We start from the raw sequence: 16,423 nt of genomic DNA on the forward strand, positions 1-16,423 counted from the left end.
CCTATCCGGCCCGGCGCGGCACCGGGCCGGGCACGCCCGTCCCCCCGGGCGTGGTCAACGCGAGACGTCGGTCCGCGCACCCGCCCCTCGCACCATGCTGCGGATCTGCCGCGCCGCCACCGAGAGCGTCGCCAGATCCAGCGTTCCGGACTCGCCGATCTCCGTGAGGGCCGCTCGGGCACGAGCGAGCCGGGAGGCATTGGTGGACTCCCAGTCGGCGATCATCTCGTCCGCCGTCTCCCCCGGTTCGCCGCCGCCCGTCACGTCGAGCGTGAGGGCACGCAGCGACGAGTACAGGTCGTCCCGCAACGCCAACCGCGCCAGGGAGTGCCAGCGGTCGCCGCGTTCGAGCGTGGACACCGCAGACAGCAGCCAGTCGATGCCGAGGTGCTCGCTGAGGGCGTAGTAGAGGCTCGCCATCACCTCGTCGTCCTCGTTCGCGATGTCCGCCGTCTCGATGACGTCGAGCAGGCAGAACACGTCGAGGAGCCGGAACACTCTGTGCGCGAGCTCTTCCGGTGCGCCCTTCTCGATGGCGGACGTGGCACGGTCGAGTCCGCTGCGTGCCTGCCGACCCTTCAGCCAGGTCGGAAGCTGCGATTCCAGGATCCGCACCTTGCGCGCGAACCTCGTGATCTCGGCACCGACAGCGATGGGCTGCGGCCGGTTCGACAACAGCCAGCGGGATCCTCGGTCGAGGAGGCGACGAGACTCGAGCACCAGTTCGTCGGACGCGTCCGTGGGCATGTCGGCCGCGGCGATCGCGGCCCAGATGTCGTGCAGACCGAAGATCTCGCTCGTCGCCGCGAACGCTCGCGCCGCGTCCGTGCTCCCGACTCCCGAGTCCTCCGCGAGGCGGAAGGCGTAGGTGATGCCGCCGTGGTCGACCGTCTCGTTCGCCACCCGCGTGGCCACGATCTCCCGGCGCAGCGGATGCGCCTTGATGGCACCGGCGAAACGTTCGCGCAACGGCGTCGGGAAGTAGTCCGTCATGAGCGGGGCGAACACGTCGTTGTCCGGCAGATCCGATGCCAGCAGGTCTTCCTGCAGCGCCAACTTCACGTGAGCCATGAGAGTCGACAGCTCGGGCGAGGTGAGACCCAGCCCGTTCTGCAGGCGTCGCGAGATCTCCGACTTCGTCGGCAGCGCGTCGAGCGACCTGTCCACCCGCCCCGACGCCACCAGGTCGGCGATCAGTCGAGCGTGGACGCCCAGCAGTTCGGGGGCGTGTGCCCGTGAGACACCCAGCAGCTCGTTCTGCGCGACGTTGTCCTCGAGAACGAGGGCGCCCACCTCGTCCGTCATGGAGGCCAGCAGGGACTCCCTGTCCTCCGCGGCCAGGTCACCCGACGTCACGGTGGAATCGAGCAGGATCTTGATGTTGACCTCGTGATCGGAGCAGTCGACGCCGGCGGAGTTGTCCACGGCGTCGGTGTTGATCTTGCCGCCCGCGGCGCTGTACTCGATGCGGCCGAGCGCGGTCACCCCGAGGTTGCCGCCCTCTCCGACCACGCGCGCCCGCAGGTCCGCGCCGTTCACGCGCACCGGGTCGTTGGCCTTGTCTCCCACGTCGGCATCGCTCTCGGTGCGCGACTTCACGTAGGTGCCGATGCCGCCGTTCCACAGCAAGTCCACCGGCGCCGTGAGGATGGCGCGCATCAGTTCGGGCGGTGACAGGGCGGTGACGTCGTCCGCCAGTCCGAGAGCCGCGCGCACCTCGGCGCTGACCGGTACCGACTTCACGGTGCGTTCGTGTACTCCGCCACCCCTGCTGATCAGGGAGGTGTCGTAATCCGCCCACGACGAGCGCGGCAGTTCGAACAGTCGCCGTCGCTCCGCGAAGGAGGCGGCCGCGTCGGGTGCGGGATCCAGGAAGATGTGCCGGTGGTCGAACGCGGCGACGATGCGGAGATGTTCACTGAGCAGCATCCCGTTGCCGAACACGTCGCCACTCATGTCACCGATACCGACCACGGTGATCTCGTCGGACTGCGTGTCGATGCCGTACTCGCGGAAGTGACGCTTCACGCTCTCCCAGGCACCCTTGGCGGTGATGCCCATCGCCTTGTGGTCGTACCCCACCGACCCGCCCGAGGCGAAGGCGTCGCCGAGCCAGAAGCCGTACTCGGCGGACACCTCGTTCGCGAGATCGGAGAACGTGGCAGTGCCCTTGTCCGCCGCGACCACGAGGTACGAGTCGTCGTCGTCGCGTCGCACCACACGCTGCGGTGGGATCGCGGCGCGGGTGGCACGGTCGAGGTTGTCGGTGACGTCCAGCAGCCCCGCGATGAACATGCGGTAGCAGGCTCGCCCCTCGGCGGTGGTCGCGGAGCGGTCGGTCGCAGCATCGCCGGTCGGAGACGGCGGCTGCTTGACGACGAAGCCGCCCTTCGCCCCCACCGGCACGATGACCGCGTTCTTGACGGCCTGCGCCTTGGCCAGTCCGAGCACCTCGGTGCGGAAGTCCTCGCGCCGGTCGGACCAGCGGAGACCACCGCGCGCGACCGTGCCGAAGCGCAGGTGCACGCCCTCGACGCGTGGCGAGTACACGAAGATCTCGAAACGCGGGCGCGGCTTGGGCAGCACGTCGATGCCGCGAGGGTCGAACTTCAGGGACAGGAAATCGCGCTCGCGACCCTGTTCGTCGACGACGAAGTGGTTGGTGCGCAGCGTCGCTCGCACGAGGGTGAACAGGGCACGCAGCACCCTGTCGGCGTCGAGGCTGACCACCTGATCGATCAGTTCGGCGAGCTCCGACGCGATCTCGTCGGCACGCTCCTCGGACGCCGAGGCGGGATCGAACTGCGCGTCGAACAGGTCGACGATCAGCCGAGCCGTCACCGGGTTGGCGAGGAGAACACCCTCGATGCCGGTCTGGCTGAAAGGGAAAGCGGCCTGGCGCAGGTACTTCGCGTACGCCCGCAGCACCACCGCGCGGCGCCACTCGAGACCGGCCCGCAGAACCAGTTCGTTGAAGCGGTCGGCCTCCGCGTGGCCGTTCCACACGGCAGCGAACGCGTCGGTGAATCGTCGGCTGACCACACTCGTCTGGTTCTCGGCGCCCTCGATGACCTCGGGCTCCGCGGACAGGCCGAAATCGTAGATCCAGCAGCGCGTTCCGTCCTTGCGCACCACGGCGTACGGCCGCTCGTCGACCACCTCCACACCGAGGCTCTGCAGGACGGGCAGCACCTGGCTCAGCGAGACCTCGCTGCCGGTCACGTAGAGGGAGAAACGCCAGTGACCCGCCTCGGCGTCGCGCGGGCGGTACAGGCACATGTCGATGTCGTCGCCGACGAGCGCGTCGAGTCGAGCGATGTCGACGAGCGCCCGGTCCGCGTCGAAGTCCTGCTTGTAGGCCTCGGGGAAGGCGACGGCATAGCGCGCCGCGTTGTCGGGCGACACCGACGGGTCGGCCGCGGCCGCCTCACGCAGAGCGTCGTCCCACGTGCGGGTGGCGTCGGCGATCAGGGCCCTGATGCGGTCGCGGTTGGCGTCCGAGACGTCGACGGCGTCCGCGCTCTGTCCGTCGAAGCGAACAGTGAAGTGCACCAACGCGAGTGGGCTGTCCGAGACGCGTGCCTCGTACTCGACGTCGGTACCGCCGAGCTCGTGCAGCAGGATCCTGCGGGTCTCGAGACGCAGGCGGGTGGTGTAGGAGTCGCGCGGAAGGTAGACCAGCGCCGACACGAACCGGCCGTACCCGTCGCGGCGCAGGAAGAGCAGCACCTCGCGGCGCAGGGCACTGCGCTCCACGGCCGAGATGGTGTCGAAGAGCGACCTGCTGTCCGCCGAGAAGAGTTCGGTGCGCGGGAAGGACTGGATCGACTCGAGCATGGCCTGGCCGGAGTACGACGACAGGGTGTGCCCGGCGCGCTCGATGACGGTGCGCACGCGGTCACCCACGACCGGGATGTCGAGGACGTTGCCGTGCAGTGCGGAGATGGTGAACAGCCCCGTGAACCGGTGCTCTCCCACCGTGTTTCCCTCGTCGTCCAGGTCGTGGACACCGACGAAGTAGGGGTGCACGGCGCGGTGCACCGACGTGGAGCTCGATGCGCGGGTGAGCACGAGGAGGTCCTCGCGAGCGACCACTCGGTCGATCGGCAGGTCGAAGCCCGCGACGGCGCCCGGATCGTCGGATCGCAGGATGCCCAGCGCGGACTCGGCGACGGGTTCGAGACCCGCCTCCGTCGCGGTGTACCGGCGGCTGCCGAGCACGCGGAAGTTGCCCTCGGACAACCACCGCAGCAGGCGGGCGGCGTCGTGCCGCGCCTCAGGGGTGACGGACTCGGTTCCGTCCGCGTCTCCGCGGCGTGGTCGTTCCAGACGATCGGCCAGTTCCAGCTGGCGACGCTGCATGGCCTCGGTGTCGTCGACGACGCGACGCACGTCGGCGAGCACGTCGGCCAGCGAGCTCTCGAGCGAGGCGAAGGCCTCCTCGCTCGCCGCGGGGTGCAGAGCCACGTGGATCCACGATTCGAGGATGCTGCCGTCCGCGAGATCGCCGGTCTCGACGTCGGACGGGGTGGCTCCGCCTCGGATAGAGAGGAGCGTGCCGGACTCGTCGCGCACGACGCGCAGGATCGGGTGCACCACCTCGACGACCGCGATGCCGGCTCCGGTGAGCCAGGCGGTGACCGACTCGACCAGCATCGGCATGTCGTCGGTGACGATCTGCAAGGCCACGCCGACGGTGCTGTCGGGTCCGCGGTGCAGGGCGAGAGAGGCGACGCCGGGATCACGACGCTCGGCGAGCTCCAGATGTCGGTGCACCACCGCGGTCGGGTCGGCTCCCGTGGTGGTCCGCAACACGTCCAGATCGACGTGCCCGAAGTACACCGCGCGGAGGTCGTCCGCCCGATCGAGCACCGAGTTCGGCGCCGTTGCCGCCTCGGAGTGCTCTCCCGCTGAAGTCATCGCTGTCGCCTTTCGATCACCACGAGCGGCGGATCCACCGGTCGGGGCGACGTTGTCCGTGGGGTTCGGCTCCCGACCCTAGCCTCGCGAGGCCGGGAGCCGAACACCGCGGTGACGTGGCGTGCGATGAAAATAGGTTACTTACCAGTACATTTCAGTCGCGCGTGAGCTTCCGGTGCGTGACGCGGTGCGGGCGAGCGGCGTCGGGACCGAGGCGCTCGACCTTGTTGGCCTCGTAGCCCTCGAAGTTGCCCTCGTACCAGTACCAAGCGGCCTCGTTGTCGCCGAAGCCACCTTCCCACGCCAGGATGTGCGTGCACGTCCGGTCGAGGAACCACCGGTCGTGCGAGATCACGACGGCGCAGCCGGGGAACTCCTCGAGGGCGTTCTCCAGCGAACCGAGCGTCTCGACGTCCAGGTCGTTGGTGGGCTCGTCGAGCAGGATCAGGTTGCCGCCCTGCTTGAGCGTCATCGCCAGGTTGAGGCGGTTGCGCTCGCCACCGGACAGGACTCCGGCAGCCTTCTGCTGGTCGTGGCCCTTGAACCCGAAGGAGCTGATGTACGCCCGCGACGGGAACTCCTGCGTACCGATGGTGATGAAGTCGAGGCCGTCCGACACCGTCTCCCAGACCGTCTTCGCCGGGTCGATGCCCGAGCGGTTCTGGTCGACGTAGCTCAGCTTGACCGTCTGACCGATCTTGACCTCGCCGCCGTCCGGCTCCTCGAGACCGACGATGGTCTTGAAGAGCGTGGTCTTTCCGACGCCGTTGGGGCCGATGACACCGACGATGCCGTTACGCGGAAGCGTGAACGACAGGTCCTTGATCAGCACGCGGCCGTCGAAGCCCTTGTCGAGGCTCTTGACCTCGACCACGACGTCGCCGAGGCGCGGCGGGTTGGGGATCTGGATCTCGTCGAAGTCGAGCTTGCGCATCTTGTCGGCCTCGGCCGCCATCTCGTCGTAGCGATCGAGACGTGCCTTGTTCTTGGCCTGGCGAGCCTTGGCGCCGGAGCGGACCCAGGCGAGTTCGTCCTTGAGGCGCTTCTGCAGCTTCTGGTCCTTCTTGCCCTGGACCTCGAGACGCTCGGCCTTCTTCTCCAGGTAGGTGGAGTAGTTGCCCTCGTAGGGATAGAGGCGACCACGGTCGACCTCGCAGATCCACTGCGCGACGTGATCGAGGAAGTACCGGTCGTGGGTCACGGCCAGGATGGCACCCTGGTACGCGGCCAGATGCTGCTCGAGCCAGAGAACCGACTCGGCGTCGAGGTGGTTGGTGGGCTCGTCGAGCAGCAGCAGGTCCGGCTTGCTCAGCAGCAGCTTGCACAACGCCACACGACGCTTCTCACCACCGGACAGGTGGGTCACACCCTCGTCCGGCGGCGGGCAGCGCAGTGCGTCCATGGCCTGCTCGAGCTGCGAGTCGATCTCCCACGCGTCGGCGTGGTCGAGCTTCTCCTGCAGCTCGCCCATCTCCTCCATCAGCTCGTCGGAGTAGTCGGTGGCCATCAGCTCGGCGATCTCGTTGTACCGCTTGAGTTGGACCATCGTCTCGCCGAGACCGTCCTCGACGTTCTCGCGAACCGTCTTGTTCTCGTCGAGCTCGGGCTCCTGCATGAGGATGCCGACGGTGGCGCCCTGCGCGAGGAACGCCTCACCGTTTCCGGGCTGGTCGATCCCGGCCATGATCTTGAGGATCGAAGACTTGCCGGCGCCGTTGGGGCCGACGACGCCGATCTTCGCTCCCGGCAGGAAGCTCATCGTCACGTCGTCCAGAATGACCTTGTCGCCGTGCGCCTTGCGCACCTTCTTCATGGTGTAGATGAATTCCGCCACGAGTTCCTCTCGATGTGCTCACCAGCGTGTGTGCCGGGCGGATCGCGCCGGCTGAGATGCCGACGACGGGGCCGACAACTGGGAGATGTGCTCGACGCGGAAGTCTACCGGGACCGACCGGTGCCCGTGAAACCGTTCGCGGTCAGCCCACCGGCACCGGCTCGGGCTCGGCCGTGTCCACCGCGGCCTCGGCGACGGTCTCGCCGGACTCCTGCCGCTCGGCCGCCTGACGCGGCCGGTCCACCTTGACGTGGCACCGAGCGAGATCGGGTCCCACCGCGGTGGCTCGGATCTCGAGATCGGCTCGGCCCACGCCCTCCTTGGTCGTGTACTCGTTGGTGTGCGCCTGCCCGAAGACGATGACCGAATCGCCCTTCATCAGCGACGCTCCGACCCCCGACACCAGACGTCGCCAGCAGCTGACCGAGGCGTAGAGCGTGTCCCCGTCCTGCCACTCCCCACTCTCGCGGTCCATGCGGCGCGAATTGCTGGCCACGCGGAAGCTGAGCACCTCGTCGCCGGACGGCGTGGTGCGCTTGATCGGATCGGTGATGACGGTGCCCACCACGGTCAGATACGACTCGTACATCGTTCCCCCCTCTCGCGGTCGATCCGGTACCGACCGCGCCCCCGACTCTGCGCCGCTCGCACCGCGGACAGAAGGGCCCGCGAGCACCTGTGGACGGCCGTCCACAGGAGCGCCGCGGGGGTTGACAGGAGGAGTGGTCAGGCAGTGACCAGCGAGTCGCCGGACGCCGCCAGCAGTGCGGCGTAGGCACCGCCGCGGGCGACGAGCTCGTCGTGGGATCCCGATTCGACGACGTGCCCGTGATCGAGCACCACGATGCGATCGGCCGACCGCACGGTGGAGAGTCGGTGGGCCACCACGATGGTGGTGCGGTCCTGCTCGAGCTGGTCGATCGCGTCGGCCAGAGCACGTTCGGTGGTGGTGTCCAGAGCGCTGGTGGCCTCGTCCAGAACGAGGACGGGCGGGTTGCGCAGAACGGTGCGCGCGATGGCGAGGCGCTGCTTCTCGCCACCGGAGAACCGGTAGCCACGCTCCCCCACCATCGTGTCGTAGCCGTCGTCGAGCGAGGCGATGAAATCGTGGATCTGCGCTGTGCGAGCGGCATTCTCGATGTCCGCGTCGGTGGCGTCGGGCCGCGCGAAGCGGAGGTTCTCGCGGATCGTGTCGTGGAAGAGATAGGTCTCCTGCGACACCACCCCGACCGTCGCGGACACGTCGGCGAGCGAGAGATCGCGGAGATCGACACCGTCGACCTCGACCGACCCGGACGTCGGATCGTAGAGCCGCGCCGTCAGATACCCGAGTGTCGTCTTGCCGGCGCCGGTCGCTCCCACGATCGCCAGGGTGCTCCCGGCGGGGACCGTGAGGTCGATGTCCGTGAGCGTCGGATGTGCCGCACCCGGATAGTCGAAGCCTACGTGGCGGAAGCGCACCTCACCGCGTCGGGCCGTCGGATCGATCGGCGTCGGTACGGCGGGTTCGTCGATGTCCACCGGGAGATCGAGGTATTCGAAGACCCGGCCGAACAGAGCCAGGGAGCTCTGCACCTCGACGCCGGTGTTGAGCAGCATCATCGTGGGGCGGAACAGCTGTGTCTGGAGGGTGGTGAACGCGACCAGCGTTCCCACCGTCAACGCGCTGCCGTTGCCGATGGTGATGCCGGCGAACCAGTAGACCAGGGCCGGCATCGCGGCGAAGCTGATCGACATGGTCGCCATGCGCCACTTGCCCGCCATCATCGAGCGGAGTTCGACGTCGGCCACCTCGGACGAGCGTTCGGTGAACCGATTCGTGAGGACCGACGACGCGCCGGTCGTCTTGCCCAGCAGGATGCCGCTCACCGAGAGCGACTCCTCCACCTGGACGGACAGATCGCTGAGCAGGCGTTGCCGCACGGTGGAGATACGGCGACGCTCGTCGCCGACCCGCCGAGCGATGCGGACGAACACCGGCAGGATGGCGAGCGAGAAGAGGGCCAGTTTCCAGTCGAGCAGGAAGAGCGCGACGACGGTGGCCATGACGGTGGTCGCGTTCTGAGCGATCGACGTGGCCGTGTTGGTGACGACGGACTGCATGCCGCCGATGTCGTTGGCGATGCGCGACTGCACCTCGCCGGTGCGGGTGCGCGCGAAGAAGCCGAGAGACTGACGCTGCAGGTGCGAGTAGACCTGCACGCGGAGCTGATGCATCAGGGCCTGCCCGATGCTGTTGGACATCCAGGTCTGGGCGACGCCGAGACAGCTGGTGACGACGGCGATCGCGATCATGCCGGCCGCGAGGATCGTCACCAGCGTGACGTCGGCGTTCGGGATGGCGTGATCGAGCATGTCGCGCAGGAGCAGCGGCGATCCCAGTGCCACGACGGCGCTGAGGGTGATGACCGCGCTCACCGCGGCGACCCGGCCGCGATAGGGCCGGAAGAGGGCGACGACGCGCCCGAGCGGTGCGGGTTGGTGGTCCGCAGATGTCACGGGGGACTGCACCGGCCTTGCCGGTGTGGTGGAGGAACGCATATGACCTCCCTGATCGGGTAGAACTGAGGTTACCTCATTATGAGGTCGACCGCTGCAACGCTAGTATCGTCCCGTGCATTCCCACGAGAAGGACCCGGCCGATCTGGTCATGATGGTGGCCAGGTCGATGCGGCGCCGCCACATGGCCGCACTCGAACCTTTCGGACTCTCGCCCTCACACGGACGGGCACTGCGCGTGCTGTCCGGCGCGGCGGGACCACTTCGGCCCGGAGATCTGGCGGAACGGTTACGCATCGCACCCCGATCGGCAACCGATGTCGTCGACGCGCTGGAGTCGGCCGGCTACGTCGCACGGCACGCCGATGCCACCGATCGTCGCGCGGTTCTCCTCGACCTCACCGACGAGGGGCGGGCACTCGCGGACACCATCGCGCAGGCGCAGCGCAGCGCGTCCGAGGCGATGTTCGCCGGCCTGAGCGCGGACGACCGAGCGACCCTCACCGACCTGCTCACCCGCATCCACGACGAATCCGGTGCAGAGAACCGCGTCTGACACGGTTCTCTGCACCGGATCCGGTGACTGTGTACGTCAGTGAGCGACGACGGTGGCACCCTCGGGTCCGTCGGGCAGCTTGCCCGAGCGGACGAGCAGCGCTGCCATCACCGAGCCGGCGAGGAAGATGCCCGACGCCCACCAGAACGTCGTGGTGTAGCTGGCGATCTCCGCGTTCATCCGGAGCAGCGTCGCGGCGGCCTGCGGATCCGCAGCCTGAGCCACGGCCGCCTGGTTGTCGGTCGCGTAGTTCGTCGCTGCCGTCGCCGCGATGGTGCTGAGCAGCGCCGTACCGATGGATCCGCCGATCTGCTGCATCGTGTTGACGGTCGCGGAGGCGACGCCGGCGTCGCCCGGCGAGACTCCGGACACGGCGCCCTGCATGGCCGGGGCCATCGTGGCGCCCATGCCCACTCCCATGACGAGCAGGCTCGGCAGAATGTGCGCGGCGTAGGAACTGTCGATCGAGATCTGGGTCAGCAGGGCCATGCCGGCCGACGCGATCAGCATGCCGGCGGACATGAGAACGCGAGGCCCGAAGCGCGGCAGGATGACCGACGTCGCGACGGTGGCCGTGACCACGAGGGTCGCGATCATCGGCAGGAACGCGAACCCGGTGGTGATGGGCGTGTAGCCGAGCGTGCTCTGCAGGTAGTACGTGAGGAACAGGAACACCGCGAACATGCCGGCACCGATGACGAACACCGCGAGGTACGCGCCGCCGCGGGTGCGGTCGAGCACGATGCGCAGCGGGAGAAGCGGATGCGTCGCCCGCGTCTGCAGGTAGACGAAGACACCGAGCAGGACCACACCGACCGCGAGGAAACCGATGGTCACCGCGTTGCTCCATCCGTCGGACTCGGCGTGCGCGAATCCGTAGACGATGGAGAACAGCGCCGCGGACACGGTGAGGGTGCCGGGGATGTCGAGTACCGGACGCTCGGTGGCGCGGTGCTTGGCCAGCAGGAGGAAGCCGCCGACGAACGCGATTCCCGCGAAGATCAAGTTGACGTACAGGCTCCAGCGCCAGTTCGCCCACTCCGTGAGCACACCGCCGAGAAGCAGGCCGATGGCGCCGCCGGCACCGGCGACCGCGCCGAAGATGCCGAACGCCTTCGCACGTTCCTTCGGATCCGTGAACGTCGTGGTCAGCAGGGACAGCGCTGCGGGAGCGAGCAGGGCGCCGAAGACACCCTGTCCCGCACGGGCCGCGACCAGCATGCCGAAGTTGACGGCTGCGCCGCCGACGGCGGACATCACCGCGAAGCCGACGAGTCCCACGAGGAACGTGGTGCGGCGACCGAAGAGGTCACTGAGTCGACCACCGAGCAGCAGGAGGCTGCCGAATGCCAGAGCGTAGGAGGTGACCACCCACGAGCGGTCCGCGTTGTCGAAGCCGAGATCGAGCTGTGCGGCGGGAAGCGCGATGTTCACGACGGTCGCGTCGAGCACGACCATCAGCTGGGCCAGGCCGAGTACGCCCAGGATGAGCCAGCGAGTGCGGTCGGGCGCGTCGTGCGCGCTCGACCGGATCGTCGGTTGGACGTTTCCGACGTCGGATGTGGTGGAAGACATTGATCCTCGCTTCGGTACGGCGTGAAATGGAGCTATACGGAGGCGTACGCTCCGGATAGCAATACGATAGCAGCGATGCGGAGGTATGCCCTCCGGTTAACCGACGAACCAGGACGAAACGGACTGTGAAACCCACCACAGCGGCGAAGCCGCTTCGAGCGGACGCCGAGCGGAACAAGCTCAAGATCATCGACTGTGCGCGAGAGTTGTTGGCACGCAAGGGTCTCGAGATCACGCTCGACGACGTCGCTGCGCGCGCCGGGGTGGGTGTGGGCACCGTGTACCGGCGGTTCGCCAACAAACAGGAACTCATCGACGGCATCCTCGAGCAGCGTCTGGTCGACGTGCTCAGCCGCGCAGAGGTGGCCGCGGAGGCCGACGATCCCTGGGCTGCGATGGTCGATTTCTTCGAATTCATGTGTCGACACATGGCCGCGGACCGTGGTCTCGGTCACGTCGTCCTCGGGTGCGACGACGGCCTCGACCGCATCGCGGCAGTCCGGTCCAAGCTCGAACCGACCATCAACACTCTCATCCAGCGCGCCCAGAAGGCCGGGAAGCTCCGCCCGGACGTGCAGCCCGGCGACCTCTTCACCCTGGTGCGGATGATCGTGGCCGGCGCCGAGGTTGCAGACGAGGTGGACGAGGACAACTGGCGACGCTATTTCGCCCTGGTGATCGATTCCCTCGCGGCGGTGCCGGATAGGTCGGTGCCCCTGCCGGGTCGAGCGCTGACACCGGACGAGATCGTCAGCGTCAAGAGCAGATTGCACGGGAGGGCGTCGTGATCGACAACGTGGTCTCCCCCGTGCTTCCCTCGCACCCCGGGCATCCGATGCTGGTGGCGCTGCGCAGTGACGGAGCGTTCCCCCAGTTGGTCCGCTTCGCACTGGTCGGCGGGCTCAGCAACGTCCTCTACGTCGCCGTGTTCGTCGCGATGCACAGCGAGGGTTCCATCGTGGCCAATGCCGTCGGAGCAGTGGCGTCGACCGTTCTCGCCAACGAACTGCACCGCCGTCTCACGTTCCACGCCGCCGATCGGGTGGGCTGGTTCACCGCGCAGTGGGAGGGCGGCGGACTGGCACTCATCGGTCTGGGCGCCAGCACCGCAGCGCTGACAGCGCTCGACGTCGCACTGCCGACCGCCGGCGCCGCGTTGTCGGCCCTGATCCTGGTCGGGGTCACCGCCCTCGTCGGCGGGCTCCGCTTCCTCGCCCTGCGCGGTCTGGTCTTCTAACTGCGCTCACGCTCGCGGCGCGCCAGCTCCGCGAACATCGCGTTGTGCGCCGCGAGGTCCGCACCGTCGTCGCGATCGGCCGCCCGGTCCGTGCGGACTGCTTCCTTCCGGTCCGTGTTGGACCACTGCACCAGCAACGCCAGCATGACGAGGATCAGCGGGATCTCGCCCGTCGCCCACGCGATGCCGCCGCCGAGTCGCTGATCCGCCAGGAGGTCGGAGTTCCACGGCAGCGACAGGCCGCGGAAGAAGGTCTGGCCCATCACCGTCTCGGTGCTCATCAGCGCGATACCGAAGAAGGCATGGAACGGCAGCGATCCGAACACCATCGCCAGCTTGGTCACGGGCGACAGTCGACGCGGTGCCGGGTCGACGCCGATGACGACCCAGTAGAACAGGTAGCCGCTCAGCAGGAAGTGAGCGTTCATCAGCAGGTGGGCGCCGTGCGAGTCGACGGTCGCGCCGTAGATGCCGCCGAGGTAGAGCGCGTAGAAGCCACCCACGAAGATGACGGCCGCGACCAGTGGCTGGGTGAGGAACCGGGACACCGGGCTGTGCAGGGCCTCGAGGATCCACTCGCGCGGTCCCGGCACACCGTCCCGGCCGGCCGCAGGCAGCACTCGTAGAGCCAGGGTCACGCCGCCGCCGAGCGCGAGCAGCACCGGGGTGAGCATCGACAGCACCATGTGCGAGCCCATGTGCACGCTGAACATCGCCATCGAGTAGCGGTAGACACCCGATGACGTCGCGAACAGCAGCGTCGCGCAGCCCAGGACCCAGGCGATCGTGCGACCCACCGGCCATGCGTCGCCACGGGCCCGCAGTCGACGAACGCCGAGGAGGTAGACGACGGCCATGACGACGGCGGCGGTGCCGAAGATCAGGTCGAACCGCCAGTCGAAGAGGAAACGCTCGAGGCTCGGGGGCGCGGTGAGGTCGTACCCCAACTCCGCCTCGGTGAGCGTCAGCTCCCGAGCGCTCCCCAGCGGGGGCGGTGTCCGGGAGAGTCCGACCGCGAGCCCGATCGTGGCCGCGAAGACCAGTACCTCGGCACCGGCGAAACGCACGAGATTCGCGCGCGACGTCGGGTCCGCGGCGAGCGCGGGCAGGGCGCGTCGGCGCTGGGTGTAGCCGAACACGCCGAGGACGACCAGGGCGACGACCTTGGCGAGTACGAGTCGGCCGTAGGTGGTGTCGAACAGATCTGCGGGCTCGACGCGGACGAAGGCGTTGACCACTCCACTGACACCCATGACCACGAACGCCACCGTGGCGACCGCGGAGAAGCGGCGCGCCGCGACATCGGTGTGCGCGCCGGCGCGACGGGCGTGCGCCAGGACGGCGAACAGTCCGCCCGCCCAGAGCGACGCGGCGAGAAGATGCAGGATGAGGCTGTTGGTGGCGACGTCGTGCGATCCACCGGACGACGAGTGCCCCGACAGTGCGAGAGGCATGAGCGAGCCGAGCGCGACCACCAGCAGGATCGGCGTCCACGACCACCGCAGCACGGCACGTGTCCCGAGTGCGAGCACGATCGCGATGATCGCGGTCCACTGCCACGCGCGGGCCAACTCGATCTGCGACAGGCCCGACCACAGGTTCTCGGGACGCAGCGCCTCGGACACCGGCTGACCGGACGTGTCCGAGAGGGTCAGCGGCACCAGCACGATCGCGCAGGCCGCCCACACGATTGCCGCCGACGACGCGGTGCGCAGCGCGCGATAGCCGTCGATGTCGAGGACGCCCGATCTCTGCGGCGGCACGAGGAAGGCTGCGAGCAGCAGAGAGCCCACGGCGATGACGGCCGCGACCTCCCCGAGCGCGCGCACAGCGGGCAGACCGTACGTCGTCACCGGACCCGGATCCGGGATGCCGAGCAGGACCAACGCCTGCGATGCGGACAGCGCGACGATCAGGCCGGCCACCACCGCGGCGATCAGTCCGGCACTCGCGAACACGCCTGCCGATCCGGCTCGTCGCGCCCCACCGTCCGGTTCCGCGGTCGCGGAACGCGGTGCCTCAGTCGTTGCCATACCTCCAGGGTAGGAGGTGACCGGCATCGCAGCACCTACGGGACGTAGTAGACGCGCAACTCACACGTCACCCCCTCCGGCGAGTACGCCAGAAACGTCGTGACCCTCCGTGCTGCAGCGGCAGTTCGGACGTACTCGCGAGGGGCGTCAGTGGTGAATGCGTCCCTCGCGCTCCCCCAGCGGCCGTCCGTTCCCGCCCCACCGCCTCGCGACGATCTCCGCCGCGATCGACACCGCCGTCTCCTCCGGTGTCCGGGCGCCGAGGTCGAGCCCGATCGGGGACGACAGTCGCGCGAGCTCGTCGTCGCCGATTCCCACCTCGCGCAGTCTCGCGACCCGATCGTCGTGGGTCCGCCGCGACCCCATCGCACCCACGTAGCCGACGCGGGGCAGCCGCAACGCCACCTCGAGCAGCGGCACGTCGAACTTGGGGTCGTGGGTCAGTACGCAGATCACGGTGCGCTCGTCGATCTCACCCTCGGCCTGCAGTCGCTCGAGGTAGCGGTGCGGCCACTCGACGACCACCTCGTCGGCCGTCGGGAATCGCTCGGTTGTCGTGAACACCGGCCGCGCATCGCAGACGGTCACGCGATAGCCGAGCAGCGCACCCTGACGCGCCACCGCCGACGCGAAGTCGATCGCACCGAACACGATCATGCGAGCACGGGGCGCGAAGGAGTTCACGAACACCGTCATTCCCTCGCCGCGCCGCTGACCGTCGGGGCCGTAGTGCAGGACGTCGGTGCGGCCCGCTTCGAGAAGACCACGGGCGTCGTCGATCACCGCGGCATTCGCGCGGGGCGACCCGAGCGTGCCGGACGCCGCCACCGGGTCGACGACCAGGCGAGAACCGACCCGCGCAGCATCGGGGTGCTCGATGACAGTGGCCACCGCGACCGGCCGGTGCTCCGCGATCGCCGACGCCACCGCGCCGAACTCCGGAAAGGTCGATCGGGACACGGTCTCGACGAAGACGTCGAGGATGCCCCCGCAGGTCAGACCCACCGCGAACGCATCGTCGTCGCTGACTCCGTAGCGATGCAGACCCGCCTCACCGTTCTGCGCGGCCTCGTACACCGCGCCCTCGACGCAGCCACCGGACACCGACCCGACGACTCTGCCGTCCGCGAGCACAGCCATCGACGCACCCGGCGGACGCGGTGCCGATCGGAACGTGCGCACCACGGTGCCCACGCCCACGGACTCCCCCGCGCGCCATGCCGCGAGCACCTGGTCCATCACGTCCTGCACGCCTGCTGCCTTCCCTCGGAGCGAGAAGTCTAAGCCGCACCTCCGGCCCGGGCAGGGCGCAGCGTCTCGCTACACTCGACGGCGCATCGGACACCGATGCGCGCCTCCGTAGCTCAGGGGATAGAGCAAGGGCCTTCTAATCCCTTGGTCGCAGGTTCGAATCCTGCCGGGGGCACCAAAGTAGTCACTTTCAAACCTGCGCCGCGAAGCGCAGGTTTTTTGTTTGCACGATCGACCGACTCATAGGCCAACTGCGGCCCTGCGTCGAAATTGTGGGTGGCTGGTCGAACGTGTGCCAGTGCAGCGTTGACGACTTCGTGGCCAAGCACCGTGTCAAACGGCTCCGCCAGCTCGACTTTCACGATCGTCTCGTGCACCAGAATCCTCGTGAAGAGGGCCTGATTGAGCAATCGCCGTAGGTGGCGACCAGTAGAAGTCCTGCCCGCGCGCTGATACGCCTGGGCGCAATTCTCGGCCAGATGTAACGCTTGCCGGAGCGCTTCGTCGAACTCCTCCAC

Annotated in this window: 10 protein-coding genes and 1 tRNA gene; 4 read left to right on the plus strand and 7 right to left on the minus strand. The window is 68.3% G+C overall.

Annotation, left to right across the window (positions count from 1 at the left end; all coding sequences use genetic code 11):
- Positions 1-54 precede the first annotated feature (54 nt).
- The 4 genes from HQ314_RS04800 to HQ314_RS04815 form a co-directional block, all read right to left on the minus strand.
- Positions 55-4,920 (minus strand): NAD-glutamate dehydrogenase, encoded by a 4,866-nt coding sequence (locus HQ314_RS04800; protein ID WP_222647151.1) that lies wholly within the window; start codon positions 4,918-4,920, stop codon positions 55-57.
- A gap of 154 nt (positions 4,921-5,074) precedes the next feature.
- A complete protein-coding gene (gene ettA / locus HQ314_RS04805) occupies positions 5,075-6,754 on the minus strand; it encodes an energy-dependent translational throttle protein EttA (protein WP_027505632.1) in 1,680 nt (559 codons plus the stop codon).
- 142 nt (positions 6,755-6,896) lie between these two features.
- Positions 6,897-7,343, minus strand: a complete 447-nt coding sequence (ssb, locus tag HQ314_RS04810; RefSeq protein ID WP_051613327.1) for a single-stranded DNA-binding protein — start codon at positions 7,341-7,343, stop codon at positions 6,897-6,899.
- A gap of 137 nt (positions 7,344-7,480) precedes the next feature.
- Positions 7,481-9,295: an ABC transporter ATP-binding protein gene (locus tag HQ314_RS04815; protein WP_222631472.1), complete on the minus strand. Its 1,815-nt coding sequence runs from the start codon at positions 9,293-9,295 to the stop codon at positions 7,481-7,483.
- A gap of 73 nt (positions 9,296-9,368) precedes the next feature.
- Between HQ314_RS04815 and HQ314_RS04820 the strand changes: the two genes are divergently transcribed.
- Positions 9,369-9,809, plus strand: a complete 441-nt coding sequence (locus tag HQ314_RS04820) for a MarR family winged helix-turn-helix transcriptional regulator (RefSeq protein WP_027505630.1) — start codon at positions 9,369-9,371, stop codon at positions 9,807-9,809.
- Positions 9,810-9,845: 36 nt separating this feature from the next.
- On the opposite strand, the gene HQ314_RS04825 is transcribed toward HQ314_RS04820, so the two are convergent.
- Complete coding sequence (locus HQ314_RS04825) at positions 9,846-11,384, minus strand: MFS transporter (protein WP_222649370.1); 1,539 nt, start codon at positions 11,382-11,384, stop codon at positions 9,846-9,848.
- A 125-nt stretch (positions 11,385-11,509) separates the two neighbouring features.
- Between HQ314_RS04825 and HQ314_RS04830 the strand changes: the two genes are divergently transcribed.
- Together HQ314_RS04830 and HQ314_RS04835 are read left to right on the plus strand one after the other, a co-directional pair.
- A complete protein-coding gene (locus HQ314_RS04830; RefSeq protein ID WP_222630196.1) occupies positions 11,510-12,172 on the plus strand; it encodes a TetR/AcrR family transcriptional regulator in 663 nt (220 codons plus the stop codon).
- 47 nt (positions 12,173-12,219) lie between these two features.
- Positions 12,220-12,621, plus strand: coding sequence for a GtrA family protein (locus HQ314_RS04835; protein WP_155957030.1), 402 nt, complete (start codon positions 12,220-12,222; stop codon positions 12,619-12,621).
- Here HQ314_RS04835 and HQ314_RS04840 read toward each other — a convergent pair.
- Positions 12,618-14,654: a cytochrome c oxidase assembly protein gene (locus HQ314_RS04840; protein WP_222649371.1), complete on the minus strand. Its 2,037-nt coding sequence runs from the start codon at positions 14,652-14,654 to the stop codon at positions 12,618-12,620. The two genes, HQ314_RS04835 and HQ314_RS04840, sit on opposite strands and share 4 nt — an antisense overlap.
- 147 nt (positions 14,655-14,801) lie before the next feature.
- The gene (locus HQ314_RS04845; RefSeq protein ID WP_261781470.1) at positions 14,802-15,893 is read right to left on the minus strand and encodes an XdhC/CoxI family protein; all 1,092 of its coding nucleotides are present in this window, start codon (positions 15,891-15,893) and stop codon (positions 14,802-14,804) included.
- A gap of 114 nt (positions 15,894-16,007) precedes the next feature.
- Here HQ314_RS04845 and HQ314_RS04850 point away from each other — a divergent pair.
- A tRNA-Arg gene (locus HQ314_RS04850) sits at positions 16,008-16,083 on the plus strand.
- Positions 16,084-16,423: the final 340 nt, after the last annotated feature.

Source organism: Rhodococcus sp. BP-332, assembly GCF_019836065.1.
Lineage (GTDB): Bacteria > Actinomycetota > Actinomycetes > Mycobacteriales > Mycobacteriaceae > Rhodococcoides.